Genomic DNA, 25,714 nt, shown 5'->3' with positions numbered 1-25,714 from the left:
AATTTTATGAAAAGAATTCTATTTTCTTTAATTGCTACTTCAGCAATTTTTTATTCTGCTAATGCACAGACAACAAAGTATTCATTTGAAACTTCCGAAGGTTTTACCTTAGGAGATATTGTAGGACAAAATGACAATGTGGATACATACTGGAGTTCTGAGGTCTCTATTACAGAAACTGCCGAGGTGACTTCCGAGTTTGCATCTGATGGCTCAAATTCTGTAAAGATCATCAATTATGATGATACAGAAATGGGTGGTATTTTTATTACTAATGTCCCTTCTTATGGAAAAACATCAGTTTCTTACGACGTTTACGTTCCAGAATTGAATCTTTCTGATAATTATTTTATTCTTTATGATTCTGAAGGAATTGCAGCTGCAATAGATTTCACTTATCAAGGTACTATTGATGTTTACAAACCGTCTTTGGAAGATTTCTCAACAGTAGGTACTTTTACTGCTAATCAATGGTACAAAGTAAAATTGGATATCGATTATGGAACTAAACAATATAAAGTTTTCGTAGACGGTTCACAAGTTTACAGCGGAGCTTTTGAAGGTACAGGTACAGGAATTGCAGAATTGGATTTTGCGATAGACAATTATGGAAGTGATGCTTACTTTGATAATATCCAAATTGCTGATGCGACTTTGGCAACTTCTGAAGTTACCAAAAAAGACATCTTCCGAGTTTATCCAAATCCAACTGTTGATGTGGTGAACTTTGACGTAGCTGGAAAGATCAATTCTGTGGAGTTTTATGATGCTGCCGGGAAATTGGTGAAAGCTGCCAAAGATGGTGCTAGATCATTGGATGTTTCTGCATTGAGCAAAGGAAACTATGTTGTGAAAGTTCAAACCGAAACTGGTTCTCATACTCAAAAATTGATCAAGAAATAATCGATTTTTTTAGACAAAACCTAAAGCCTCACTTTCAAAGTGAGGCTTTTTTTTGTATTCGGTTTTAATAAAACATATTTTTGCAAAAGATTTAGAATAAATTGGAAAAAGTTAGAATCAATAAATATTTGTCAGAAGTAGGGTTTTGCTCCAGAAGAGCAGCCGACAAACTTTTGGAAGAAGGCAGGATCACGATCAACGGCGTAGTTCCAGAAATGGGAACGAAGGTTTCTGATGACGACGAGATCCTCGTAGATGGTAAAACAATCAAAAAAGTGGAGGAGGAGTTTGTGTACATTGCTTTCAATAAACCTGTAGGAATCGTCTGTACCACGGACACGAAGCGCGAGAATGACAATATCATAGAGTACATCAACCATCCAAAACGTATTTTCCCTATCGGAAGATTGGACAAACCAAGTGAAGGATTGATCCTTTTGACTTCTGACGGCGATATCGTCAATAAAATTTTGAGAGCTCGGAACAATCACGAGAAGGAATATCTTGTGAGGGTCAACAAGCCGATCACCGAAAAGTTTCTGGAAAAAATGAGAAATGGCGTTCCAATCCTCGACACCGTGACCAAAAAATGCGAAGTCGAGAAAATCGATACCATGAATTTCCGGATCGTACTAACACAAGGTCTCAACAGACAGATCCGCAGAATGTGCGAACATCTGGACTACGAGGTGAAGAAGCTAAAACGAGTTCGTATCATGAACATCAAGCTGGATCTGCCAGTCGGAAAATGGCGCGACCTCACAGCTAAAGAAATGACGGAACTCAACGGATTGTTAGAAGATTCCACCAAAACATTCGATTAATTATATTTCAAAACTAGGATAAACTCTCGCAAATTTACCAATCCAGCAGATGATTTTAAAATCTGCGAGATTTTTTATCCTTAATTTTCAACTATCAACTATCAACTATCAACTATCAATCATCATTTATCATTAACAATATAAAGTCTCATCTTTTCTTCATACTCAGGTTTTAATTTCAAAAATTTCCAGATCTTTTTATCTTCAGGATTGGTGATTCTATAATAGATGATCCTATCGGCAGAGAACTTAAAATAAGGGTGTTTCTTCAGCCAATCTTCAGGAGCGTTTGATAATGAATATTTTGCGACGTTCGAGTTTTCTAATTTTGCAGTGAAGATCAGTTTCTCTCCCAAAGCTCTTTCGATCTCATAAGTTTCCAGCAATTGATTTTTGTTGATGAAACCGCCAAGTTTCTTTCTGAAAGCTAATATCCCTGCAGCGTCTTTTTCAGTAAAACCATATTCCCGCAATTGTTTGAAAGTGATATCATTGAGATTTATTTTGCTAAAATCTGTCTTCTCTGCAAGCACCGGTTTTTCTTCCGTCGTTTTGTCAGGAACAGAAAGTTTGATCCAAGGCTTCATCTCTTCGAATTTTTCTGGCGAGATCATATAGCATTTTTGAATGTCTTCCAATGACTTGAAAGTTCCGCGCAAAATTTTGTTTTTATAATTCAAAATCGAGGTAGCTTGTTTCTCAGAAAATCCCAAAGCTTGCCATTGCTCAAGATTCAATTCATTTGGGTCAAAATGGTGCGTGATCTTAAAGGTTTCTTTCTCTTTCTTTTTCTCAAACTTTGCCATGAGATTTTCTGGTGTTCTAGCTGGCAAAGTCAAATAAGGTGACATCTGCGCAAACTGTTCATCGTTGATCATAAAACATTCTTTCAACTTTTCTTTACTGATAAAACTTCCGCCGAGATAATTTTTATATTTCAAGATTGCCGCCGCTTGTTTCGCAGAAAACCCCAGATTTTCCCAATCCTTTTGAGAATATAGATCTGGATTGAACTTTCCTGTGATGTTCAGCTTTTTCTTCTCAAAAGTTTTAAAACTGAAGTTCTCTTTTTTAGCTTCAAAGTTTGTTTCAGGAAGCAAGATGTAGTTTTTCAGTTGTTCGTACTTCTCTGGAGTCAGCGCGTAACATTTTTTAAATTGTTCTTTGGATTTAAAATTTCCACCAACTACTTCTTTATATTTCAAAATGGTTTTGATTTGCTTTTCGCTAAAACCGAGATGTTTCCACTGATTTTCATCCAGATCATTTGGATTGAATTCAGTGAGGATGATTTCTTCAACTTTTGGGGTGATGAAAGTAATTTGAGGTTTTTCGTAGTGCTGATTCTTCTTGTAAATAGAAAAAGCAAACTGCGAAAAAATAATGAGAATCCCGAAAATAGCAAGGCTGAGAAGCTGCCTTTTCCGGATCTGGAAAGGTAATTTCTGATTCATCTTTGTGTTTTAACCAAAGTTAAATAAAATGAATCAAATATTTGTTAATTGAATAAAAAAAACTTTAAACTAGTCGTTTAGGGAATTTTTAAGCTTCAGAAGTTCTGCTTTGATGAATTCCAATCGGTCAATGATGGTGATGGTTTCCGAGATCTTCGTGTTGGTTGTCAGCGCCACTCGGGCTCCATCCAAAGTGTAACCTTTCTCTTTCACGAGGTGGTAGATGATCTTCAAATTCTCGATGTCGGAAGGTGTGAAGTAGCGGTTTCCCTTTTTGTTTTTCTTCGGTTTGATGATCGGGAATTCCTGTTCCCAATAGCGGATCAGTGAAGTGTTGACGTCGAAAGCCTTTGCGACTTCGCCAATCGAATAATAGAGTTTGTCAGGAAGATTAAGTTTCATTCTTTGTATCGAGTTTTCAAAGATAATTATTTTTAATTCTTTTACACAAATTGTAACTTGCAACTTTAGAATTTACACTATGAAATCGCCATTATTGGAAAATAGAAACGACGATAAAGATACAGCGATCGCATATGGTAAATAAAAATAATAGATATATATGAAAAGTTTTTGGAAATTGGGTTATGCGGCATTTTTGCTGATTTTGGTGAGCTGTAAGGTTCAGAATACAGGTGGGAGATTATTTGAAGTGCCACCAACATTACTTTCGAGTCAATTTACTTTTACCGAGGGTCCTGCTTCTGACAAAGAGGGAAATGTGTATTTCACCGATCAACCGAATGATAAGATCTATTTCTGGGATTGGAAAACCAACAAAGTGGAGCTGTTTCTTGCCAAAACAGGCAGAGCCAATGGAACTTATTTTGATAAAGACGATAACCTGATCACTTGTTCTGATGACAACGGCGAGATCTGGAAGATCAATAAGAATAAGGAGGTCCAAGTTTTATCACAAGGTTTTGAAGGCAAAAGGCTAAATGGTCCCAATGACCTTTGGATTGACAAATTTGGTGGCATCTATTTCACGGATCCTTTGTACGAAAGGGATTATTGGAAAGACTTCAAAGTAGAGATCCAAGAGAAGAATCTTTATTACCGAAATGAAAATGGAACGATCACAAAACTGGAAACATTCGTGCAACCCAATGGGATCATCGGTTCTCAAAAACTGAAAAAATTATATGTTTCGGATATCGATGCCGGAAAAACCTATGTTTACGACATTCTTGGCAAAGGCAAACTTTCCGAAAAAAGATTGTTCTGCGAAATGGGTTCGGACGGAATGACGCTCGACAGCCAAGGAAATCTCTATTTAACAGGAAAAGGTGTAACGATCTTCAATAATAAGGGTGAAAAATTAACCAATATTCCGATTGATGAAGAGTGGACCTCGAATGTGACTTTTGGTGGAAAAGAAAATTCGACTTTGTTTATCACGGCCTCAAATTCAGTTTATGTTCTGCCGATGAATGTTACTGGAATCCAATAAAAAAGATCGCTTATTAATAAGCGATCTCTATTTTTACTTTCTTGCCTTTCAGTTTTTCGTTGGCTAATTTTTTCAGCAGTTCGATGGTTTTTTTACGATTGACAGCAACGTAGGAAGTGGTGTCTTTCACTTCTATCAGACCGATGTCGTCTTTTTCAAGTTCTCCTTTTTTGATGAGGTAACCTACGATGTCCACTTTGTTCACCTTGTCTTTTTTTCCGGCACTGATGTAGATCGTTTGGTTTGGAGTTCTCTCAGGAACGCGGTTGCTTTCCGAAACATTTTCTTCCGGCGTATTGCTTTTGATGAATGGGAAATTTTCGTCCTCGGTCATGATTAAATAAGCAAAACCTTTCGCGTTCATTCTCGCCGTACGTCCATTTCTGTGGATGAAAGCGTCCTCTTTCGGCGGCAATTGATAATGAACGATCGATTCTACTTCGGGAACATCCAAACCTCTGGAAGCCAGATCTGTTGTGATCAATATTCTCGCCGAGTCATTTCTGAATTTCAGCAAAGCCCGCTCACGCTCATCCTGTTCCATTCCGCCGTGGAAGGTTTCTCTTTGGATTCCTTTTTCTCTTAATAGTTCTGATATTCTATCGACTGCATCTCTGTGATTGCAGAAGATCAAAGTTCTTTTGTTTCCGATTTTGCAGATCAATTGGAACAAGGTGTTCAATTTGTCTTCGGAAGTCGTCATCACTTTGCGAAGCTGGATGTTCGGTTTTGACTCGTTTTCTTTGAGGAAGTTGATCTTCTTTTCGTTATTAAGTTCCACAAATCTCGGGATGTTGTCCATCACGGTTGCAGAGGTCAGGATTCTTTGCTCAAGACCTGTCAAAGAGCCGATAATGTATTCCATATCTTCCTGGAAGCCTAATTCCAAAGCTTTGTCGAACTCGTCCAAAACCAAAGTCTTGATCGTTTCCGGATCGAAGTTTTCGTTCTTCAAATGGTAAGCGATCCTTCCTGGCGTCCCAACCAATACTGCTGGTGCCTGGATCAGATTGTTGACCTCGATTTTTTTATCGTGACCACCATAAGCGATGGAAACTTTGAAATCCGTTCCCATCGATTTGAAAACCTGCTCAATTTGCAAAGCCAATTCTCTTGCGGGAACCAATATCAAAGCCTGAATTCCTTTAACATCTGATTTCAAATTTCTAAGAACCGGAAATAAAAATGCCAAGGTTTTTCCAGAGCCTGTTGGTGACAGTAGTACAATGTCGGTTGCGTTTTCAGAAGCGGTGTATGTAGATTTCTGCATTTGATTCATATCCTGGATCTGCAGTTTTTCAAAAATCGGTTGTAATTCCATTTTGCAAATTTAAGGGAAACCAACGGGTTGTGAATGGAAAAAAATAATTAAAATATTTTACGGTTTTTCGAATGTAAAGGTTTGTTGTCTAGGTGTTTAATAAAGTTTAGTATCTGTTTAGTATCTGTTTTTTTTGATTTTTTATGACAGCTTAGTTTCTTTATGCCCGCATAATATGCAAGAATACGAATGGAAATAAAAGATACATATGATGGTAAAATACAGCAGCCGCTTTTCGTACAAAAGGTCGTCATTGCACTTGTTTTATTTTGGATTCAAAGTTTCCAGGCACAGCTTACGTTCTCCGGCGGCTTGACCATTTATTCCGAACAACAGGATTTTGTACTGGATCATAATGCCGATTATTCTATTAATGAAAATAGGTCTGATGCAAAAATCTATCTTTCATCTGATGTGAATATTTCGGATCTGGATGCTGAAACCGATTACGAAACGGTAAGGGTCTCAAATCCAAAAAAAATAATCGCCTCGAGATTCCAAAAGGGTGGAAGCAAAAAAAAGACAATACACAAGACCAAGTCTGCAAAGCAAAGATCGGTCGAGACCGATTCGCCAATGGAGGAAACATTCTCTTCCGCGCGAGGATCTGACATTACAATTTCTATCCAACATATCAATCAGACCGCAGTGGCTCAGACGCAAAACCAGGTTCTGAACTATTTTGTCAAGGTAGGTTTCACTTGTTCTAAGATATGTGTTTTACGTCAGATTAAAACACAAATGCCAACCTACATTTTACAAGGTCATAGCAAGATCTATTCTGATTCTTACGCGGTAAGACCTCCACCTTTTTCCCCAAGCATGACGTCTTGAACCCCAAAAATGACGTCTTAAACCCCAAAGATGACGTTCTGAACCTCAAAGATGACGTTCTGAACCCCAAAGATGACGTTCTGAACCCCAACGATGACGTTTTGAACCCCAAAGATGACGTCTTGAACCTCAAAAATGACGTTCTGAACCCCAAAGATGACGTTCTGAACCTCAAAGATGACGTTGTGAACCCCAACCATGGAGCATGGAGCGTCAAAGAAGCGATTTTGAGCCTCAAGATTGGAGCCGTGAAGCGCAATGTTAATGCTAATAAGCTCAAGAATGAAATATTAAACCTAAAAATAGACGCTTGATTCTCATCAAAGGAATTGGTCTCAATATATACTTAAAAAAACATAAAACGAATGAAAAAAATTAAAACAACTCTCGGGCGAGCCCATCTTTTTATAACCACGGCAATTTTGCTCCTAATGATGCATGATCTGACTTATGCGCAAACAATTAGTTGTGGAGGCCAGGCCAACATACCACCAAACGGAACAATTACTGTGAATGGCGTCACAATCAATTCCAGCTCATCTGGAAGCATTGTAACTTATCCCTTTAACCATACGAATTGTAGCGGACAACCTTTTTTTTCAGGAGCACTCTTTGTGGGAAGTGGAGGTGCGTGGTCTGTGACCCTTACTTTTAATAAGTTTGTTAATAATGTTGTTATAGCATTGGCTGGAACGGGTGCGAATACCAACAGCGGCAATGAAAATTTCATTTTCAATACGAACGGTGGACCAGTTTCAATCTCTTCCAATCTACCCGCCAATTGTCTCTCAACAATTAATGGAAACGAAATTCTGTCTGGAGTAGGAGCCGAATCTAGTCCGACTGGAGGTGGTGGATTGTTTCGGATCACTTCACCAAGCAATTTTACGACTTTGACCATCAATGGTGCTGGCGGATATCAAGGAAGTACAATGATCTTTTGTGGTTCCAGCATCGTTGAAGCCTGTAATGCAGGAACAGCTGGAAACAACCAAACAATAGTATCGGGTACTGCACCAGCTGCCCTGACTTTGACCGGTTCATCAGGAGCAATCCAATGGCAGATGTCCACAGATAATGTAACGTTTACCAACGTTGCCAGTGGTGGAAATACAGCAAGCTACTCGCCAGGAACATTGACTGCTACAAGGTACTACAGAGCTGTGGTAACGACCAGTGGTTGTACGGCAACTTCCAATGTGGTAACGATTTCTATGGCACTTGACTCTGATGGTGATGGCATTCCTGATATTTATGACCTGGATGATGATAATGATGGGATCTTGGATTCTGCCGAATGTGCTGGCGGCGCAGTGTACAACTATAGAGGTTTTGGAATAAGAAGTATATCTGGTCAGGCGGATCTAATTGGATTCACGGGTGCAACCTACGCGCCGTCATTGATCGCAAGTGATATCCTGTCCGGTGCAGATGCAAATCACCTGGCAACAGATGCTTACAGGAATAGAATATTGTTTGCCAACAGTGCAGCACAAGGGAGTCTTTTCGCTTATCAATTCTCGACCAATTCTGTTGTGAACATCGGGTCTGGTTTTCTTTCCGGTCTAGGTAGTTCCTCTGGTGGAGCAGCGATGTACAATAATGATTATTATATTTATGATGATGACGGAAGCGGTGCATTCCCAGGAAATACCCAAGGGTTGTGGAGAGTGACATTTAATGCTTCTGGAGCTCCGGCAACACTTACTAAAGTCGCTTTACCACCCGTGGTTGGAGTTGATCTGGGCGATATTGCAATCAGTCATACTGGCATGGCCTACATCACTTCTAATGGAAATTTGTACAGGATTGATCTAAGTAGTTTAAATCTCAGCACAACTGCACCATCATCTGCATGGACGACGATCAATACCAATTCTCCAATTAGTGGGTCACAGTTGTTTTTTGCCGCCAATGGAAATTTGATTGGGAGCAGTAGTGGGAATCTAGTTCGAGTCAATCCGGATACAGGTGCCAATTTAGGTACAGTTTCTAACTTAACCAGCGGCTACGCCTGGGGCGACCTTTCCGAGGCGCCTACAGTGGGATTCAGTTGTGGAACAGATACGGATGGCGATGGAATTCCTAATAACCTGGATCTTGATTCAGATAATGATGGTTGTTCTGATGCCATAGAAGGGGCGTCGACGACAATCACCAATTCAAACCTGGTCAATTCTTCTATGCCTGGCGGGAACTCTGGAGCTACGAGTGGTTCTTACAATCAACCTATTATTCAGAACTTAGGAAATAATGTTGATACAAATATTGCTTCCGCAAATTATGGAGTACCAACGATTGCGGGAACTGGACAAGCTATCGGAACTGCTCAAAACGCACTTATAAATAGTTGCGTCTGCTACGAGGATCCAACTTTGGTGGCAGGACAAACCTATCCTGTGAAACACGGGATCACTATCCTTGGAAGAGCAGGTGCAAACAACGGAGATTGGCCAACCCTAAGAAATTCTGCCTACACGGTGCTGGAAAGTAAAACCAAAGGATTTGTCATTACGAGAAACAGCAGTCCGGAAACAACCATTGCAACTCCGGTAGTCGGAATGATGGTTTTCGATACGGATGAAAATGCGGGAGCCGGATGTATGAAAATTTATACAGGAGCTGGAGCCGGAGATGGCTGGAAATGTTTCACCACTGCCGGTTGTCCATAGCGGATCTAATTGAATTAATGTTAATATAAACCTTCAGGGCTTCCAAGCTCTGAAGGTTACAAATACCAAAAAATATCATGAATAAATTAGCCATTATATTATCCGCTCTCATATCTGCTTCTGCTTTTTCGCAGGTGAGAATCGGGTCAGCAAATACAGTGAACAGCATTTCCAATAATTCCATTTTACTTGAATTTGGGAACGATGGGGACAAAGGGATCATTCTTCCTTATGTAGAGACTGTACCAACGGGAGCTAACAATGCCAGAGGCGGGACCATCATTTTTGATGTTTCTGCAAACACAGAGTATAAAGTGAAAATTAAGAATGAAAATGCAGGCTGGGCAGATCTTAGCGGAATTTCGGGATATTCTCAATCTGTCGAAAGCATCGTAAAAGTACCGCAAGCCTCACCACTTGCGGATCAAACCAATGGGAAAGCGATCATTGGAGATCCTAATTCCACGACAGATGGCGTTTTGGTTCTGGATTCTCCCGATAAGGCCATGGTTTTACCCATCGTATCAAGTTATACGGCGATCAAAAATCCTTCTCCAGGAATGATGGCATTCTTGCAGGGAACAACTGCAGCCGGTCATCGGTTGATCGTTTTCAATGGGCAGAAATGGACTTTCTGGAAACCTTAGAAAAGTAAAGCAAAAGCATGGGAAAGCGGATAGATTTGAATCTGCGGCTTTTTTATTGCTTTCAAACGTGTTTGCTGATTTTATTATATTTGTGATGTAGCATTCCATTTCATTATTTATTATCTAGATGACTATCGATTGCTCAAATAACTGAAAGATATTGAAGAAAACTAGCTCTTTAAAATTACTGTCACTCTTTGTGTTTGTACTTTACATTTCGTGTACTGATCCTTCGAAGGAGAGTGATAAAAAAATAGATGCTCTCATCTATAGATCTCGGGTTGAGATGATTAGTAGTGATTATCTAAAGACTTTAAAATATGCGAAAGATGCAGAAGTTCTTGCATTAAAAACCAATAAACAAAAATTACCAGATATTTATCTGCAAATGGCAGATGCGATGTCAGGATTGGAGTTTCACAGAGAAAGTTTGTCTTATCTTAATAAGATCCTGAAAATGGATTTTGATAAGAAAGATAAAGTATTCAAAGCCCGAGTTTATCAGATTTTTGCATTTAATTATGAAGTATTACAATTAAAAACGCAATTTTTAGCTTATAATCAAAAAGCTATCAAGGTTTTGCATGACACCAAAACCTATCCTGGTCAATTCTTTTTATCCGAAAGCTATGGAGACATAGGATATTACTATTACACCGGAGGAAATACCGATTCATCTTTCTACTACTATAAAAAAAAGGAGGCGATCTTGAAACAATTTCCGAAAAAACATACAAAAATTGTAGTGAATAATTTGTCTGAGATTTACAATATCAAGGGGTATGTGTTTTTAGAATACACAAAGAAAAAAGATTCCGCATTATTTTATTTTCATAAGGGGTTTGATTTAAAAAAGAAATATAATCACAACATTCTAGTGCGGGAATATCTGGCTTTCGGTGATTATTATTTTCTGGAAAAAAACTATCAAAAAGCACTTGAATATTATTTGAAGGCAGAAGTTAATGTCAGTCAACAAAAAACAAAAGTTAGTGATGATAATGACGTCAACAAAGTTTTGGCAGACACTTATGAAGCACTAGGAGAACCTTCCAAGCAGAGTTATTATCTTGAAAAATATACAAAGTTTAATGATAGTTTAAGAAACATACAGAAGAAAAGTGTAGACTTGGCTGTTAGCAATATGGTTAAAAAGCAAGAAGAAGAAACCTCGAGTGTTAAAAATAATTATTCACTTGTTATTTGGATAATATCTTTTGCCATTTTCATTAGCGCTGTTTATATCTATTTGTATTTGAGAAAAAGAAATATTGATGCTGATCAAACAGAAATACAACTGACAGAAAAAGAGTTTGAAAACCAAAAGCTCAAGCAAAAAGTAAACGAATCTTTCGAAGAAGTCGTACAGTTGGCGAAAGACAACCACCCAGAATTCCTGACACGTTTCCAGGAAGTGTATCCCGATTATTATCAAAAGCTAGGCAACATCCAACCCAAATTGTTGATGACGGAAATGAAGCTTTGCGCAATGATCTTTTTGGGATTCTCTACCAAGGACATTGCAGAATATACCTTTGTGACGATAAAGGCTGCCCAACACAGAAAATTTCGACTGAGAAAAAAACTCAATATTCCTTCGGATATGGACATTCATGTTTGGTTGTCCGAAGTTTGATAAGCGTTTTTATTTTTAATATTTCTATTCAATATAATCCATTGTTGGTTTCAAATATTTTTCTTAATTTTGCACCACTTTTGTGAACGCACTTTCGGCGAAGTAAAACATTAACAATTAACATCTTCCATATTTTTCAGGATTCACAGCAAAGCCAAAGTCTGAGTAAATTAAGAATACAAATTTTTTAGAAAATGTCAAAAGAGACAAATTCAGCAGAGGTTCTATTGAACCAAAACGTAACACCAGAACAATTTGATTGGGATTCTTTCGAATCAGGTCTTAACGCAGAAGACAGAAGCGAGAAGAAAGAATTGGAAGAGATCTACAACGGTTCTCTAAACAATCTTGCAGACAACGATGTGATCATCGGGAAAGTGGTAAGATTGACTGATAAAGAGGCAATCGTAGATATCAACTTCAAATCTGAAGGTGTGATCTCTCTAAACGAATTCCGTTACAACCAAGGTCTTAAAGTAGGCGATGAAGTTGAAGTAATGGTTGACAGAAGAGAGGACAAAACAGGACAATTACAGTTATCTCACAGAAAAGCTAGAACGCTTAAAGCTTGGGATAGAGTAAACGAACTTCACGAAACTGGAGAGATCGTAAACGGTTTTGTAAAATCTAGAACTAAAGGAGGTATGATCGTTGATGTTCACGGAATCGAGGCGTTCTTGCCAGGTTCTCAGATCGACGTTAAGCCGATCAAAGATTACGATCAGTTCGTAGGTAAAACTATGGAGTTCAAAGTTGTGAAGATCAACCCTGAGTTCAAAAACGTAGTTGTATCTCACAAAGCGCTTATCGAAGCGGATCTTGAAGGACAGAAGAGAGAGATCATCGGTCAATTAGAAAAAGGACAGGTTCTTGAAGGAACTGTTAAAAATATTACTTCTTACGGTGTATTCGTAGATCTAGGAGGTGTTGACGGATTGATCCACATTACAGACCTTTCTTGGTCTAGAGTGAACCACCCATCTGAGATCTTAGAGGACGGACAAACTGTAAAAGTTGTTATCCTTGATTTTGATGATGAGAAAACTAGAATCCAATTGGGTATGAAGCAATTAGAAGCTCATCCTTGGGATGCTCTTTCTGCTGACCTGAAAGTTGGTGACAAAGTAAAAGGAAAAGTAGTCGTTCTTGCTGACTATGGTGCATTCGTAGAGATCGCTCCAGGTGTAGAAGGATTGATCCACGTTTCTGAAATGTCTTGGTCTACTCACTTGAGAAGCGCAGGAGATTTCGTGAAAGTAGGTGATGAGGTAGAAGCAGAAGTATTGACTTTGGATAGAGAAGACAGAAAGATCTCTCTAGGTATCAAGCAATTGAACAAAGATCCTTGGGAAAATATCGAAGCTAAATATCCAGTAGGTTCTCAGCACGTTGGAACTGTAAGAAACTTCACAAACTTTGGAGTATTCGTAGAATTGGAAGAAGGAATCGATGGATTGATTTATATCTCAGACCTTTCTTGGACTAAGAAGATCAAGCACCCATCTGAGTTCTGTGCAGTTGGAGATAAATTAGACGTTATCGTATTAGAATTGGATACGCAAGCAAGAAGATTGTCTCTAGGTCACAAACAATTGACTGAAAACCCTTGGGATAAATTCGAAACTAAATACGCTGAAGGAACTGTACACGCTGGAAAAGCGACTGAAGTACACGACAAAGGTGCATCTATCCAGTTCGAAGATGTAGAAGTAGAAGCGTTCTGCCCATCAAGATTATTAGAGAAGGAAGACGGATCTAAAATCAAAAAAGGTGACGATGCTCAATTCAAAGTGATCGAATTCAACAAAGAATTCAAAAGAGTCGTAGTTTCTCACACAGGAATCTTCAGAGACGAAGAGAAAAAGAATGTAAGAGATAACTCAAACAGATCTAACAACAACAGCAACACATCATCTTCTTCTAACAACGAAGAAAAATCAACACTTGGTGATATCGATGTATTGGCAGAATTGAAAAGAAAAATGGAAGAAGGTAAGTAATCCTTGATTCATTTTTAATAAATTAGCCATCCAAAATATTTTGGGTGGCTTTTTATTTTTAACAATTTTATCAAATGAAAAAAAAATTACTATTTGCAAGCTTGATTGCTTCAATTTTTTCCTCAGCTCAGATCAATGCTAATGAAGGATTTGAAAATACCACATATCCAGCATTTACCAATGTATCCTTCTTTCGCAGCAGTGTCATCTCGGCCTGTGTCGGTTCTTACACCTTGAACAGGGAGTTCTGGAGTGGAGGCACAGCTGGCTCAACAACTTATAGTTCAACCGCTTCTAACGGAGGCAAGCTAAACCTATCATTCCAATATAAAACGCATATTTACTCTGGTGGATCGGTAAATGGGACAATGAAATTAGAGTATTCTGTGGATGGAGGACAGACTTTTCAGACTTTGGAAACCGTAACTTTAAACTCTGTAGCTTCTTGCAAAACCTGGTCTGGCTCTATTCCACAAGGTTCTATTCCAGCTAATGCTGATTTTAAATTTCGTGTTTCTGGTCAATGGTTATCAGGCGATTATTGGTTACTACTGGATGATTTCAAAATTTCTCAGGAAAGTGTTCTGTCAATCACAGATGTTACCAAAAAAGAATCTAGAATTTACCCGAATCCTTTCACAGATGTGATCTATATAGATAAAGCAGAAACGGTAAGGTCGATTACAGTATCAGATTTCTCTGGAAAAAATATCAAAACGATCAATAACGTTTCCAAGGAAATAAAATTATCGGAGCTGAAAAAAGGAAATTACATCCTGACCATCGATTATAAAGATGGAAGCAAAAATCACAGTAAAGTGATAAAAAAGTAAAATATGAAACCGTTTCGCAATTCCGAGGCGGTTTTTTTTTGATTTAAATATTCTTTCTGCCAATGTCTTGGATATTCCAAAATCTATCAACAAAAATTTATATCGTAAATTCGCCGGCTCAAAATTAGTTATGGAGAAAAAAAACATATTAAAAGGCGTCCTGTTTGTGGGAATCGGAGCGAGCATCTACGGAATGCTGGCAACGTTTGTAAAGATGTCCTACAAAGATGGATTTACCACTTCCGAGGTCACGACAGCACAGTTTGTCTTAGGATTCATCGGATTGTTGATATTGAATCTCATCCAAACCAAAACCTCAAAAAAACAATTATCAAAACCAACTCCCAAAGAGATCAGAATGCTGATGTTGGCAGGAACTTCCATGGGTTTCACCAGTTTATTCTATTACATCGCGGTTCAATACATCAATGTTTCCATCGCCATCGTTTTGTTGATGCAATCCGTGTGGTTCAGCGTGGTTGTTGAAAGTTTTATCGCCAAGAAATTTCCGAATGCCAGAAAGGTCATCGCTGTGATCATCGTTTTGGCAGGCACAATTCTGGCAACCAACCTGATCAATATGAAAGTCGAGCTCGATTGGCACGGCATCTTCTGGGGCGTTCTGGCCGCGGCATCTTTCACGATGACGATGTTTACCTCAAATACGATTGCAACGCATTTGCCAGTTTTGAGAAAAAGTATGACAATGCTGACGGGCGGTTTGATCGTCGTAATGTTATTTTTATTCTTCGCCCAGATCGGACCGTTGCATTTTGAAGGACTGAGATTGTTCTACCTCAATTTCACAGAGAATACACAATATATTCGCCCATTCGATTATTCGATTTTCTGGACTTACGGATTTGTCTTGGCATTATTCGGAACCATCATTCCACCGATTTTATTTAACATCGGATTTCCCAAAGCAGGTTTGGGATTGGGAAGTATCATCTCATCTCTGGAACTTCCGGTTTCTGTCACGATGGCTTTTGTATTATTGAAAGAAGAGGTCATTCTCATCCAATGGTTCGGAATTGTATTGATACTTTTCGCCATTGTCCTGATGAATCTACCATCTAAAAATGAGGTAGAGCCAGCCAAAGCTTACCACTAAAAAATTGACATAAAAAAAACCGTCTTATTTTACTGAGACGGTTTTTTTATTTTATTGTGCAGCGTTCTGAACGTCTGTCTTCACTTCTTCAGCTTTATTTTTGAATTGGTCCGCTGTATCATTAGCTTTATCTTTCAATTGTTCTGCTGTTTGTGTCGCTTTATCTTTCAGATCGTTTCCGAATTTTGTCAGATTATCTTTCGCGTTGTTGATAGTGTCTTTTACCTTTTGTTGATCCTCCGGAGAAGATTTTTTGTATTTCCACCAAGCCAAAGCTCCTACTCCTAACAATGCCAATAGGCCATTTGTCTTATTTCCCATTTTGTAATTTTTTTATTGTTAATATTAATTACCCAGTGATAAGAAAAATTTGTGCCAACAATTTAATATTCAGATATTTTTTTGGGCGTGTCCTTTCCCTGGCTTTGTCCAATGCTGGGACCGCGCTGTCCACTATTATCTTTTTGTTGCCCAGCTTTTCCCAGCCCAAACAAAAAGGATAACCGTTACCATCGCTCACGCACTGCGCAGAGTAGAACCCTTTCACATCCAAACAAGTTTCCCAAAACCCTCAAACGCTCCAACCCTCAAGCTCTCCAACCCTCAAACACTCCAACTCTCAAACGCTCAAACCCACAAACTCTCCAACTTAGCCACAAGTTGCTTCGTCAATTCACGTCTGCTAAATTCATTAATGTTTGCCGAATTCGTAATAGATTTTCCACTTTTCCAATCCTCATATAGCGAGAAAATAAACATTTCGATCTCCAAACTCTCCAAATAATCAAAATGTTTCCCAGCTTTTGTTTTATCCAAAATCGTTTCCACATCCGCATCTTTTGGTCCAAAAGAGATGATCTTCTTTCCCGTCGCCAGATATTCAAACAACTTTCCTGGAATGATACCTTTTGAACTCTCATTCGGGAAATTAGTGATCAAAAGAAGATTAGAATTTTCCATTTCCTGCACAGAGTCATCGTGCGCCAGATAACCAAGATTCAAGATGTTATTTTTCAAAACAGAATTCTCGATCTCATTCAAAATTTTATCGTCCACTCGTCCAACAAATTTCAATTCAAGATCCTCAGCAAACTCCTGATGTTTTTCACAAAGTGTGATCAAAGCTTTCCAAAGATTCTCCGGATTCCTCAACTGCTCCAAAACGCCAACATAACTCAAAGTAAATTTGGGTTTGAGGGTTTTAGAGTTTGAGGGTTTTAGAGTTCCAATACTTTCGTGAAGTGAACTCTCAGACGCTCCAACGCTCAAACTCTCCAACACTCCAACGCTCTGACTCTCCAACACTCCAACGCTCTGACTCTCCAACTCTCCAACTTTCGAATCCTCCAACTTATCAAACCCATTAGTAATACAAAATGCATTCGCTCCATATTTTCTGAAATTCTCTGCGTCCGTGTAGCTCGTTGCGAGTGTCAAATCAGCATTTTCAAAAACCGATTTCTCAAGATATCTGTGTTTTCTTTCAGAACCAGAAGTCAGTTTCAAATGTTTATAATACGAGATTTCTGTCCATGGATCACGGAAATCAGCGATCCATTTCAGATCTGGCAATTCCTTTTTCAGTCCAAGTCCGATCAAGTGCAAACTGTGCGGCGGACCAGTCGTGACAATCGTATCAATATGATTTTCTTTCAAATAATCCTTCAAAAATTTAATCGAAGGTTTCACCCAAAATTTCCTGGCATCTGGAATGAAAAAATTTCCTCGAATGAAAATCGACAGCTTCGAAACAAAAGACTGATTCTTCCCAACATCAAACTGTCCACCTTTGAATTTCTTATTGCTCTTACTGAATTTTTCCGCAATCTGATAAGGTTCCCAAATATTGGTCTTCACGATTTTCAGATCTTGCGGAACTTCTTTGGTCAAAGTCTCATCTACCAAAGGATAACTCGGATTTTCGGGCGTGTAGATAACCGGTTCCCAGCCAAACTCGGGAAGGTATTTGGCGAACTTCAACCAACGCTGAACGCCAGGTCCACCAGCAGGCGGCCAATAATAGGTGACAATTAAAACTTTTTTAGAATTTTCCATTTAAGAATTTCGGCTTCATCAAACTATTCAGTAATTTTATATACTTTTTTGAAAGGTCTAAAATAGGACTTTTTATAATTTATTTTACCATGATCATTAGAGAAAGAACCAATTGGTTGAAAATGCTGTTCGTCTGGAAAGGTTCTGTTCTTCGAAAGATCATTCCACAATTGTTGGTCATCACAATTTTCTCAATAATTGTTCTTTATTTCAAAGGGAACATCTACGATTACAAAGTCCATCTCAATCCTGCGATCTTCACGTTGCTTGGTTTGTCTTTAGCGATTTTCATGGGATTTTGCAACTCTGCCAGCTACGACCGTTTTTGGGAAGGCCGCAAACTTTGGGGATTGTTGGTCATAGAAACCAGGTCTTTGACGCGTCAGGTTTTGACTTTAATTAATGATGATTCTCCCGATTCAAAAATTAAAAAACAGGAATTCATCAAAATGATCTCAGCGGTTTGCTGGGCACTGAATTTCCAACTCAGGAATAAAGAGGCGAATGAAAAACTGGAAGGATTATTGTCTCCTGAAAACTTTGAGAAGATAAAAGATAAAAAATTCAAGCCGATTATTTTGCTTGACATCATGGGCGAGTGGATCAATACTCAGAATCAGGAAAAGAACATTGATACGATTGTTTTAAGTTCCATCGACCATCAACTGAATCAGTTATCAAACATCATCGGTGGTTGCGAAAGGATTGCAAATACACCTTTGCCTTTTGCCTACAATGTTTTGCTGCACAGGACGGTTTATATGTACTGTTTTTGGCTGCCATTTGGTTTGGTGGATGCGGTTGGTTGGATGATGCCAATTATCGTTTTGCTGATCAGTTATACCTTTATCGCGCTGGATGCAATTATTAATGAAATTCAGGATCCGTTTGATGAGGAAGAGAATGATCTCGCACTCAACACGCTTTGCAAAACGATTGAGTTTTCCATCTTCGAACAGGCGCACATTCCGCAACCAAGACTTGAAGTTTCCAACTCTTATTTTATAGACTAAATGAAATATTTCTCAGAACAAAAATTTACGAAAACAGATTTCTCTGAACTTGAAAAAGCAGATTACGAAAGTTGTGTTTTCACCGACATCAATTTTTCTGGTCAGAATCTGTCCGATTTCAAATTTTCAGATTGTGATTTCAAAGATTGTGATCTCAGCAATGCGAAGATCCATCAGACGGCTTTTCGGGATATTGTTTTTAAAAATTGCAAGATGATTGGACTTAGTTTTGAGGATGCGCATTCCTTCAATATTTCTTTCAAGTTCGAAGATTGTATTTTGGATCATTCATCATTTTATCAATTGGACATTCGGAAAACAACGTTCAAAAATTCCAGTTTGAAAGAAGTGGATTTTACAGAAGCCAACCTGTCAAACTCATTTTTTGACCAATCAATTTTGACAGATGCGGTCTTCGCCAGAACAATTTTGGACAACGCCAATCTCAAAAACGCTATCAATTTTTCCATCGATCCCAATAAAAATCAGTTGAAAAAGACCAAATTTGCAAAAGATAATCTTGCAGGATTATTAGACCGATTACAGATTATCATAGAATAAATTCCACCAACCAGAAATCCCCTCTCTTGGAAAGGTAAATCAAAATTTATTTTGAAATCCAGGTTGGTTAACCATTAGAATAAAATATCAATATGAAAAAAATACTATACGCAGCTTTCTTCTTATCCATCACAGTTTCTGCGCAATATACAGACATCAATATCATCAAAGAGGTCAAAGTTCAAAACAAAGGTGTCGTGGTCTGTGCGCATCCTTTGGCTAGTGAAGCTGGAGCTCAAATGCTGAAACAGGGCGGAAATGCCTTCGATGCTGTGATCGCTACTCAGCTGGCTTTGGCAGTTGTTTATCCTCAAGCAGGAAATATCGGTGGTGGTGGATTTCTTGTCGCGATAACGGCGGAAGGAAAAAAAATCGCTTTGGATTACCGCGAAACAGCACCTTCCAAGGCGTCGTTCGATATGTATTGGGACAAGAACGGAAATGCTAATACAGACCTTTCACAATACGGAAGATTAGCGGTCGGAGTGCCAGGAAGCATTTCCGGAATGTTTGAAACCTTGAAATATGCAAAACTGCCTTTCTCAAAATTAATTGAGCCAGCAATCGCCTTGGCAGAAAAAGGTTTCGCCATCACAGAACCAGAAGCCACGCTGCTGAATACCCACAAAGCAGATTTCCTTAAAAATAATAAGAATAAAACAGTTTTTGTCAAAGACAAAGATTGGAAAATAGGAGACTTGTTGATCCAAAAAGAATTGGCTGAGACTTTAAGAAGGATTCAGAAAGGTGGCGAAAAGGAATTTTATCAAGGTAAAACGGCAGATTTAATTCTTGCCGAAATGAAACTTGGAAACGGCATCGTACAGTCTCAAGACCTTAAAAATTATAAAACGAAAGTCAGAACGCCTTTGGTCTTCGATTATAAAGGACATCAGATCGTTGCAATGCCATTGCCTTCAAGTGGTGGGACTTTGTTGGCTCAAATGCTGAAAATGGCGTCTTATGAAGACCTGTCCAAGTATCAACAAAACTCCGCAGAGGCTGTTCAAATTATGGTAGAAGCAGAGCGCAGAGCTTTTGCCGATAGAGCGGAATATATGGGTGACCCAGATTTTATCGAAGACAAAACACAAATGCTGATCTCTGACGAATATTTGAAAACCCGTTGGAAATCTTATGATCCGAAACAAGCGACGCCAAGCAAAGACGTTGGAAATATCATCAATCCCAATCCAAAAGAAAGTATGCAAACGACGCACATCTCGATTTTGGACAAGTTCGGAAATGCCGTTTCCGTGACGACGACGCTCAATGGCTATTACGGAAGTAAAACCGTAGTTTCTGGCGCTGGATTTTTCTTAAATAACGAAATGGACGACTTCTCCATAAAACCTGGTGTTCCGAATATGTTCGGTGCCGTTGGAGGAGAAGCGAACAAAATTGAACCTGGAAAGAGAATGCTGTCTTCGATGACACCAACATTAGTATTAAAAGATAATAAAATAAAGATCGTAGTAGGAACGCCTGGAGGAACGACTATTCCAACCTCAGTATTTCAGGCGATTGTAGGTGTGATTGATTTTAAACAAAATGCCAACTTCTCTGTCAACGCGCCGAAATTCCATCACCAGTGGTTACCAGAAATCGTGAAAGTGGAAAATAACTTCCCTGAAACGACCATCAAAGCTTTAGAGCAAAAGAATTACAAATTCGAAAAGATCAAACAAATCGGGAAAACAGAAATGATTGTGATCGATGATAATAAAACGATTCACGCTGTTGCTGATGGGAGAGGCGATGATTCTGTTGCAGTCGAATAGTTTTTAGACATAATATAAGATATAAAAAAGGCTTCCAAAATCTGGAAGCCTTTCTTATCATATCAAACTGAAAATTATCTTGCGATATTCACAGATCTTGTTTCTCTAATAACTGTTACCCTTACTTGTCCTGGGTAAGTCAATTCGTTTTGGATCTTCTCAGAGATATCGTAAGATAGTTGGTGTGCGTTCTCGTCGTTCACTTTCCCACTTTCTACCATTACTCTAAGTTCTCTTCCCGCTTGGATCGCGTAAGCACTAGAAACGCCTTCAAAACTCAAAGCAGCCGCTTCGAGGTCCTTCAATCTTTGGATGTAAGATTCCAAAACCTGTCTTCTTGCACCTGGTCTAGCTCCGGAAATTGCATCGGCAACCTGGATGATCGGCGATAGGAGAGAGGTCATTTCGATCTCGTCGTGGTGAGCTCCAATCGCGTTGATTACTTCTGCATTTTCACCATATTTTTCCGCCCATTGCATTCCAAGAAGTGCGTGTGGCAATTCGGATTCCTGCTCAGGAACTTTTCCGATATCGTGTAGTAATCCGGCTCTTTTGGCCATTTTTACATTCAGTCCTAATTCAGCTGCCATGGTTGCTGCGATGTTCGCCACTTCTCTGGAGTGTTGTAGAAGGTTTTGACCGTATGAAGAACGGAACTTCATTCTACCAACCACTTTTACCAATTCTGGGTGAAGACCATGGATCCCGAGGTCGATGATGGTTCTCTTACCAACTTCGATGATCTCTTCTTCGATGTGTTTTCTTGTTTTTTCAACCACTTCTTCGATTCTCGCAGGGTGGATTCTACCATCCGTTACCAATCTGTGAAGGGACAATCTTGCAATCTCTCTTCTCACAGGGTCGAAACAAGAAAGAAGGATTGCTTCTGGTGTATCATCTACGATAATCTCTACGCCGGTTGCTGCTTCCAGTGCACGGATATTTCTACCTTCACGGCCGATGATCCTACCTTTGATTTCGTCAGATTCGATATTGAAAACAGAAACTGAATTTTCTACAGCTTGCTCTGTTCCGATTCTTTGGATGGTTTGGATGACAATCTTTCTAGCCTCACTTTTCGCATTCAATTGTGCTTCTTCCATGATGCTTTGAACGTGTGCTGATGCTTTGGTTTTTGCTTCGGCTTTCAAAGATTCTACCAATTCCGATTTGGCCTCCTCAGCAGAGTAGTTAGAGATCTTCTCCAGCATTTCTACTTTCTGGGCAGTTGCAACTTCTAAATCGTGTTGCTTTTTCTGAACTGCCTCTTGTTTTTTGTTGTATTCGGAAACCTGTCTTTCAAGGTCTTTTTCTAATTTTCCAGCTTTGCTAAGCTCGTCGTTCAGTTTGTTTTCTTTGTCTTTGGTGCGTTTCTCAGCTTCCTGCATTTTTCTTTCTCTCGACTGGATGTCCGCATCGTGTTGGGATTTTAGTTCAAGGAATTTTTCTTTGGCCTGAAGGTGTTTTTCTTTCTTTACAGCTTCGGCTTGTACATTGGCTTTTTCTATAATGTTTTCGGCTGTCTTTTTAGCATCTTCTACTACGTACTGCGCTTTTGTGTTCAAAGAACTCTTTCCGAAGAAAAGTCCTGCAACCGCTCCTACGATAAGTGCAACGACACCGATAATAATGGTAATTGTGTCCATAAATTTATATATATGTTGAGTTTTGTTTTTAATTCATACTACAATGCAATTCTTACATTGTATGAAGACCAAAGTCCTTTTATTTAATTCTATTTATTAGTTTTAATATTGATACATCTTAAAATGTACTTTTTAAAAATAAAAAAAACCTACAACAGTTCAGATATAGAGTAAACTCCATAAAAACACGATTTGAACTGATTTTCATCCTCTGTAATCTGCGCAAGGCAGCACGCCATCGAATGAACTTTCGTCCGGTAATTTTTAATTGTTGAGTTTACTTCTTTGTGTTAGAACTATTGTAGGCAGCTTGTAATTCGAAAAATTTACTTTTCCAATTGCTCAAGGAGTGCGTTGATCTTGGTAACGCGCTCGTTTGTATTTTTTATATTTTTCTCATTGTTTAAAGAATAAACTTCTGCATTGGTCCCGAGTTTCAAAACACACATGGCGAGTGCATCCTGTTTGTCCCTTACATCGAAACTGGCTTCGAAGTCTTTAATCATCGTTTCTATCTGCTTGCCAACCTTGCGTAGGGTCTCTTCCTCGGCTGCTGGCACATTCAGCGGATAATTTCTTCCGGCAATATTTATAGTTATTCTTCTGAAATCCATAGTTATAGGCCGGTGTTTTGTAATTCAGAAACGCACATGTCTATTTCTTTTACCAATCTGTTGATGTGATTTTTCATCAGTCGGTTGTGTTCTGCGTTTCCGGATATTGCTGAATAAAGTTTTAATTCTTTGTTTTCTTCTGCTAAGATCTGGTTTCTGCGTTTCTCCTCCATGTACTCCTCCTTCAACTTTTGAAGCTCCTCAGACGTCTCTGCATGTTTCTCCGAAAGATTCTTAAACTTCTTATAAAGATTGAGGATCTTTTTCTCTAAAACAGAAAAGTTGTTTTCTAATTCGCCTAACATAACCAGAATTAAATTCTAACTTTTACAAAAATAGGAAAAATTAATGATGATTTAACACGATATTTCTCTTTTGTGAGCCAGACTTTCTTTCTGTTTGATTTATAATGAATTAACTTTAAGCAGAATCAGATAATTATCAATAATGAGTACTGTAACGTGCACTATTTAATCTTATCATCTTCGTTATAGATCTTCGGCGTAATAGATCTCTGGGACGTACTGCGAATTCTCATTCGTGTTATCAAAGAAGTCGTAATTGATGTAAGAATATCCTTTGTTACCCCAAGATGTTCCCCATGAATTGATGACTTTGAAGGCGTTTAGTCTGTCGTCATATCCCACGATCAACATTCCATGCCTTCCATACGGTTTCGACGCATCATAACTATTGTAGACGAAAACGCTGTCAGATTTTTTATTACCTTCTGAGAAATCCTTGTCGATACTCATGCCGATGATAACAGGTATCTTATTGTAAAGTAAGGACTTGATTGCTTTTATTTTTGTGTAATTGATGTTCGTGCTATCTGTGCTGCTGACATTGTAATAAGCTTTTATCTTATTTTTTTCTGCCAGCTTTTTATGTTGGCTGTTTGGCTGTAAAAAACAACTGACGCCATCGTAAGGGAATTCTTGCCATGTTGCGGCACCTTCACGCTTCAATAAACTTAGATTATTGATAATACAAGAGCCACTAGGACAATCGGACACCTTCACCTGGTTATAGACGTATGATGGACTCATGACTTTGCCGTAGTTATTATACTCGTATTTGTGCTGAATTTTTTCCTGATAACTTTTCATGTAATAAGTTGTAGCAAATGATGCACAACTGCCCACAATGCCTTGTGATTTCACAGGAGGCATATCTTTGCTCAGGTCAAAACGTACCGGTAGTGAGTCGAGGATTTCTATCTTCTTATACTCTGGACCATCACTGACACTACAATTAATTGCAAGACCTAATGATTTTGGGTCATTGAGGCCGACATCGGCCGTTAGCTTCACAGTATCGCTAATGGGTGGTTTGTAGTCTCCAACTTCAACTGGAAGCGGATCACCTTCTAATAAACGTGCACAAGCGGTAATAATCAATACAAAAAGGATTGTTAAAAGTACATTCTTTCTCATGTTATTTTTCTTTTATAAACAAAAAAATAAAGCAATTATTGCTTTATTTTTATATTATTATATCAAAATGTATAGAATGTATAATCTTGTACGATAGTGAAGTGTATCCTATTATTCTATTCAAACTTCAAAACTAGCATGAATGCGCGGGTCTGCATAGTAGAAATGGCAGGCGTCCAGTAAGGTGGTGTTGTTTCTTTATCACTTACCAATTCGTTGTTTGTAAAGAAGGTTCCTCGGATGGCTGGCGTTAGCTTGAATCTGCTAAAATACAGTTGGATTCCGATTTCCGCGCTCCAACCAAAGTTATGCGTGGTCGTACGGAAAGTGTTTTGCTGATTGTCGTCCATCGAAGTCTGGTTCGACTGCAGATTTACCAAATAATTGATACCAGCGGCAGCATAAGGTCGAGAGTTGTACCATCTATCACCATGCACTTCCAAAAGTAGCGGAATATCGATGTATGTAGATTTTACGATTTTGTTGATCATTTCGTCACCTGGCTCGGTGATTGGTGTGAAAGGCAAATTATAATTTGTTCCTCCAGCGTATTGATTCACATGGTCAAATGTATTGAAGGTCAAATCTCTCTGTACGAAGTGTAAGCCTGGTTCCAGTCTCAGGTCCATGAATTCATTCAATCTCATTTTCCCGATCAATCCAGCTCCAAAACTGTAGGTCGCTTTTGATTCCACGAGACTTTTGCTGCCGTCCATCCCAAAAACAGGGCTGAGATTCATTTTATAATCGAAATTGTTGGCAGCCAGAAAAAATCCATAACTGAATTTCTTTAGATCAAAATCTTCCAGATTGTCCATTCTGTCTTTGGTCCTAAAAAGATTGTTATAGGTCTGAGCATTCAGATTGCTGCCCAGAAGTACTGCAAATGATAAGATCTTGATTACTCGCTGCTTCAT

General features: G+C 38.7%; 24 protein-coding genes. 13 read left to right on the top strand and 11 right to left on the bottom strand.

Features of this window, described 5'->3' with window-relative positions:
* Positions 1 to 6 precede the first annotated feature (6 nt).
* Entirely contained in the window at positions 7 to 903 is an 897-nt protein-coding gene (locus BMW39_RS10070) for a T9SS type A sorting domain-containing protein (protein WP_034975072.1), read from the top strand.
* Positions 904 to 1,004: 101 nt separating this feature from the next.
* Positions 1,005 to 1,727, top strand: a complete 723-nt coding sequence (gene rluF, locus BMW39_RS10065; RefSeq protein ID WP_034975071.1) for a 23S rRNA pseudouridine(2604) synthase RluF — start codon at positions 1,005 to 1,007, stop codon at positions 1,725 to 1,727.
* Between the two features lie 122 nt (positions 1,728 to 1,849).
* Here the strand turns inward: rluF and BMW39_RS10060 are convergent, their stop codons facing one another.
* Both BMW39_RS10060 and BMW39_RS10055 read right to left on the bottom strand, forming a co-directional pair.
* Positions 1,850 to 3,181: a helix-hairpin-helix domain-containing protein gene (locus tag BMW39_RS10060; protein WP_034975070.1), complete on the bottom strand. Its 1,332-nt coding sequence runs from the start codon at positions 3,179 to 3,181 to the stop codon at positions 1,850 to 1,852.
* Positions 3,182 to 3,250: 69 nt separating this feature from the next.
* Positions 3,251 to 3,583 (bottom strand): MerR family transcriptional regulator, encoded by a 333-nt coding sequence (locus BMW39_RS10055; RefSeq protein ID WP_034965019.1) that lies wholly within the window; start codon positions 3,581 to 3,583, stop codon positions 3,251 to 3,253.
* A 160-nt stretch (positions 3,584 to 3,743) separates the two neighbouring features.
* Between BMW39_RS10055 and BMW39_RS10050 the strand changes: the two genes are divergently transcribed.
* Entirely contained in the window at positions 3,744 to 4,634 is an 891-nt protein-coding gene (locus tag BMW39_RS10050) for an SMP-30/gluconolactonase/LRE family protein (protein WP_034975069.1), read from the top strand.
* Positions 4,635 to 4,647: 13 nt separating this feature from the next.
* Here the strand turns inward: BMW39_RS10050 and BMW39_RS10045 are convergent, their stop codons facing one another.
* Positions 4,648 to 5,955 (bottom strand): DEAD/DEAH box helicase, encoded by a 1,308-nt coding sequence (locus BMW39_RS10045; protein ID WP_034975068.1) that lies wholly within the window; start codon positions 5,953 to 5,955, stop codon positions 4,648 to 4,650.
* 189 nt (positions 5,956 to 6,144) lie between these two features.
* Between BMW39_RS10045 and BMW39_RS10040 the strand changes: the two genes are divergently transcribed.
* Positions 6,145 to 6,789 (top strand): hypothetical protein, encoded by a 645-nt coding sequence (locus BMW39_RS10040; protein ID WP_034975066.1) that lies wholly within the window; start codon positions 6,145 to 6,147, stop codon positions 6,787 to 6,789.
* Positions 6,790 to 6,806: 17 nt separating this feature from the next.
* On the opposite strand, the gene BMW39_RS19160 is transcribed toward BMW39_RS10040, so the two are convergent.
* Positions 6,807 to 6,989, bottom strand: coding sequence for a hypothetical protein (locus tag BMW39_RS19160; RefSeq protein ID WP_139175295.1), 183 nt, complete (start codon positions 6,987 to 6,989; stop codon positions 6,807 to 6,809).
* Positions 6,990 to 7,154: 165 nt separating this feature from the next.
* Here BMW39_RS19160 and BMW39_RS10030 point away from each other — a divergent pair, with 165 nt between their 5' ends.
* The 6 genes from BMW39_RS10030 to BMW39_RS10005 all read left to right on the top strand — a co-directional run bounded on the left by BMW39_RS10030 (position 7,155) and on the right by BMW39_RS10005 (position 15,691).
* Entirely contained in the window at positions 7,155 to 9,461 is a 2,307-nt protein-coding gene (locus tag BMW39_RS10030; protein WP_131474310.1) for a hypothetical protein, read from the top strand.
* 77 nt (positions 9,462 to 9,538) lie between these two features.
* Positions 9,539 to 10,108, top strand: a complete 570-nt coding sequence (locus BMW39_RS10025) for a hypothetical protein (RefSeq protein WP_034975060.1) — start codon at positions 9,539 to 9,541, stop codon at positions 10,106 to 10,108.
* 286 nt (positions 10,109 to 10,394) lie between these two features.
* The gene (locus BMW39_RS10020) at positions 10,395 to 11,744 is read left to right on the top strand and encodes a helix-turn-helix domain-containing protein (protein WP_034975058.1); all 1,350 of its coding nucleotides are present in this window, start codon (positions 10,395 to 10,397) and stop codon (positions 11,742 to 11,744) included.
* A gap of 194 nt (positions 11,745 to 11,938) precedes the next feature.
* Positions 11,939 to 13,744, top strand: a complete 1,806-nt coding sequence (gene rpsA / locus BMW39_RS10015; RefSeq protein WP_034975057.1) for a 30S ribosomal protein S1 — start codon at positions 11,939 to 11,941, stop codon at positions 13,742 to 13,744.
* 74 nt (positions 13,745 to 13,818) lie between these two features.
* Positions 13,819 to 14,577, top strand: coding sequence for a T9SS type A sorting domain-containing protein (locus BMW39_RS10010; protein WP_034975056.1), 759 nt, complete (start codon positions 13,819 to 13,821; stop codon positions 14,575 to 14,577).
* Between the two features lie 130 nt (positions 14,578 to 14,707).
* Positions 14,708 to 15,691, top strand: a complete 984-nt coding sequence (locus BMW39_RS10005; protein WP_034976091.1) for an EamA family transporter — start codon at positions 14,708 to 14,710, stop codon at positions 15,689 to 15,691.
* A gap of 51 nt (positions 15,692 to 15,742) precedes the next feature.
* Here the strand turns inward: BMW39_RS10005 and BMW39_RS10000 are convergent, their stop codons facing one another.
* Positions 15,743 to 16,012: a YtxH domain-containing protein gene (locus tag BMW39_RS10000; protein ID WP_034975055.1), complete on the bottom strand. Its 270-nt coding sequence runs from the start codon at positions 16,010 to 16,012 to the stop codon at positions 15,743 to 15,745.
* 306 nt (positions 16,013 to 16,318) lie between these two features.
* Complete coding sequence (locus tag BMW39_RS09990) at positions 16,319 to 17,746, bottom strand: glycosyltransferase family protein (protein ID WP_034975051.1); 1,428 nt, start codon at positions 17,744 to 17,746, stop codon at positions 16,319 to 16,321.
* Between the two features lie 89 nt (positions 17,747 to 17,835).
* Here BMW39_RS09990 and BMW39_RS09985 point away from each other — a divergent pair, with 89 nt between their 5' ends.
* The 3 genes from BMW39_RS09985 (at position 17,836) to ggt (ending at position 21,101) form a co-directional block, all read left to right on the top strand.
* On the top strand, positions 17,836 to 18,759 hold the full coding sequence (locus BMW39_RS09985; protein ID WP_034975049.1) for a bestrophin family protein: 924 nt from the start codon (positions 17,836 to 17,838) through the stop codon (positions 18,757 to 18,759).
* The gene (locus BMW39_RS09980; RefSeq protein WP_034975047.1) at positions 18,760 to 19,320 is read left to right on the top strand and encodes a pentapeptide repeat-containing protein; all 561 of its coding nucleotides are present in this window, start codon (positions 18,760 to 18,762) and stop codon (positions 19,318 to 19,320) included. It abuts the gene before it with no gap.
* A 92-nt stretch (positions 19,321 to 19,412) separates the two neighbouring features.
* A complete protein-coding gene (ggt, locus tag BMW39_RS09975) occupies positions 19,413 to 21,101 on the top strand; it encodes a gamma-glutamyltransferase (RefSeq protein ID WP_034975045.1) in 1,689 nt (562 codons plus the stop codon).
* Between the two features lie 74 nt (positions 21,102 to 21,175).
* Here the strand turns inward: ggt and rny are convergent, their stop codons facing one another.
* From rny to porT, 5 genes are all read right to left on the bottom strand, one after another.
* Positions 21,176 to 22,747: a ribonuclease Y gene (gene rny / locus BMW39_RS09970; protein WP_034975043.1), complete on the bottom strand. Its 1,572-nt coding sequence runs from the start codon at positions 22,745 to 22,747 to the stop codon at positions 21,176 to 21,178.
* Between the two features lie 326 nt (positions 22,748 to 23,073).
* Positions 23,074 to 23,361 (bottom strand): cell division protein ZapA, encoded by a 288-nt coding sequence (locus tag BMW39_RS09965; RefSeq protein ID WP_034975041.1) that lies wholly within the window; start codon positions 23,359 to 23,361, stop codon positions 23,074 to 23,076.
* 2 nt (positions 23,362 to 23,363) lie between these two features.
* Entirely contained in the window at positions 23,364 to 23,666 is a 303-nt protein-coding gene (locus tag BMW39_RS09960) for a hypothetical protein (protein WP_034975039.1), read from the bottom strand.
* 183 nt (positions 23,667 to 23,849) lie between these two features.
* Complete coding sequence (locus BMW39_RS09955; protein WP_034975037.1) at positions 23,850 to 24,797, bottom strand: C1 family peptidase; 948 nt, start codon at positions 24,795 to 24,797, stop codon at positions 23,850 to 23,852.
* 116 nt (positions 24,798 to 24,913) lie between these two features.
* Positions 24,914 to 25,714 (bottom strand): type IX secretion/gliding motility protein PorT/SprT, encoded by an 801-nt coding sequence (gene porT / locus BMW39_RS09950; protein WP_034975036.1) that lies wholly within the window; start codon positions 25,712 to 25,714, stop codon positions 24,914 to 24,916.

The organism is Epilithonimonas lactis (genome assembly GCF_900110605.1).
Classification (GTDB): Bacteria; Bacteroidota; Bacteroidia; order Flavobacteriales; family Weeksellaceae; genus Epilithonimonas; species Epilithonimonas lactis.
The sequence above is the reverse complement of the archived record's forward strand: the minus strand, read 5'-3'. Positions and strand labels throughout refer to the sequence as shown.

What these genes read in the sequence shown, in the direction of transcription:
- BMW39_RS10050 (WP_034975069.1), top strand. Translation starts at nt 3,744, where the DNA reads ATGAAAAGTTTTTGGAAATTGGGTTATGCGGCATTTTTGCTGATTTTG.
- BMW39_RS10060 (WP_034975070.1), bottom strand. Translation starts at nt 3,181, where the DNA reads ATGAATCAGAAATTACCTTTCCAGATCCGGAAAAGGCAGCTTCTCAGC.
- BMW39_RS10040 (WP_034975066.1), top strand. Translation starts at nt 6,145, where the DNA reads ATGGAAATAAAAGATACATATGATGGTAAAATACAGCAGCCGCTTTTC.
- BMW39_RS09985 (WP_034975049.1), top strand. Translation starts at nt 17,836, where the DNA reads ATGATCATTAGAGAAAGAACCAATTGGTTGAAAATGCTGTTCGTCTGG.
- BMW39_RS10070 (WP_034975072.1), top strand. Translation starts at nt 7, where the DNA reads ATGAAAAGAATTCTATTTTCTTTAATTGCTACTTCAGCAATTTTTTAT.
- BMW39_RS10020 (WP_034975058.1), top strand. Translation starts at nt 10,395, where the DNA reads ATGATTAGTAGTGATTATCTAAAGACTTTAAAATATGCGAAAGATGCA.
- porT (WP_034975036.1), bottom strand. Translation starts at nt 25,714, where the DNA reads ATGAAGCAGCGAGTAATCAAGATCTTATCATTTGCAGTACTTCTGGGC.
- BMW39_RS09990 (WP_034975051.1), bottom strand. Translation starts at nt 17,746, where the DNA reads ATGGAAAATTCTAAAAAAGTTTTAATTGTCACCTATTATTGGCCGCCT.
- BMW39_RS10005 (WP_034976091.1), top strand. Translation starts at nt 14,708, where the DNA reads ATGGAGAAAAAAAACATATTAAAAGGCGTCCTGTTTGTGGGAATCGGA.
- BMW39_RS19160 (WP_139175295.1), bottom strand. Translation starts at nt 6,989, where the DNA reads ATGGTTGGGGTTCACAACGTCATCTTTGAGGTTCAGAACGTCATCTTT.
- BMW39_RS09960 (WP_034975039.1), bottom strand. Translation starts at nt 23,666, where the DNA reads ATGTTAGGCGAATTAGAAAACAACTTTTCTGTTTTAGAGAAAAAGATC.
- BMW39_RS10030 (WP_131474310.1), top strand. Translation starts at nt 7,155, where the DNA reads ATGAAAAAAATTAAAACAACTCTCGGGCGAGCCCATCTTTTTATAACC.
- BMW39_RS10010 (WP_034975056.1), top strand. Translation starts at nt 13,819, where the DNA reads ATGAAAAAAAAATTACTATTTGCAAGCTTGATTGCTTCAATTTTTTCC.
- rny (WP_034975043.1), bottom strand. Translation starts at nt 22,747, where the DNA reads ATGGACACAATTACCATTATTATCGGTGTCGTTGCACTTATCGTAGGA.
- BMW39_RS09965 (WP_034975041.1), bottom strand. Translation starts at nt 23,361, where the DNA reads ATGGATTTCAGAAGAATAACTATAAATATTGCCGGAAGAAATTATCCG.
- BMW39_RS09980 (WP_034975047.1), top strand. Translation starts at nt 18,760, where the DNA reads ATGAAATATTTCTCAGAACAAAAATTTACGAAAACAGATTTCTCTGAA.
- ggt (WP_034975045.1), top strand. Translation starts at nt 19,413, where the DNA reads ATGAAAAAAATACTATACGCAGCTTTCTTCTTATCCATCACAGTTTCT.
- BMW39_RS10055 (WP_034965019.1), bottom strand. Translation starts at nt 3,583, where the DNA reads ATGAAACTTAATCTTCCTGACAAACTCTATTATTCGATTGGCGAAGTC.
- rpsA (WP_034975057.1), top strand. Translation starts at nt 11,939, where the DNA reads ATGTCAAAAGAGACAAATTCAGCAGAGGTTCTATTGAACCAAAACGTA.
- BMW39_RS10000 (WP_034975055.1), bottom strand. Translation starts at nt 16,012, where the DNA reads ATGGGAAATAAGACAAATGGCCTATTGGCATTGTTAGGAGTAGGAGCT.
- BMW39_RS09955 (WP_034975037.1), bottom strand. Translation starts at nt 24,797, where the DNA reads ATGAGAAAGAATGTACTTTTAACAATCCTTTTTGTATTGATTATTACC.
- BMW39_RS10045 (WP_034975068.1), bottom strand. Translation starts at nt 5,955, where the DNA reads ATGGAATTACAACCGATTTTTGAAAAACTGCAGATCCAGGATATGAAT.
- BMW39_RS10025 (WP_034975060.1), top strand. Translation starts at nt 9,539, where the DNA reads ATGAATAAATTAGCCATTATATTATCCGCTCTCATATCTGCTTCTGCT.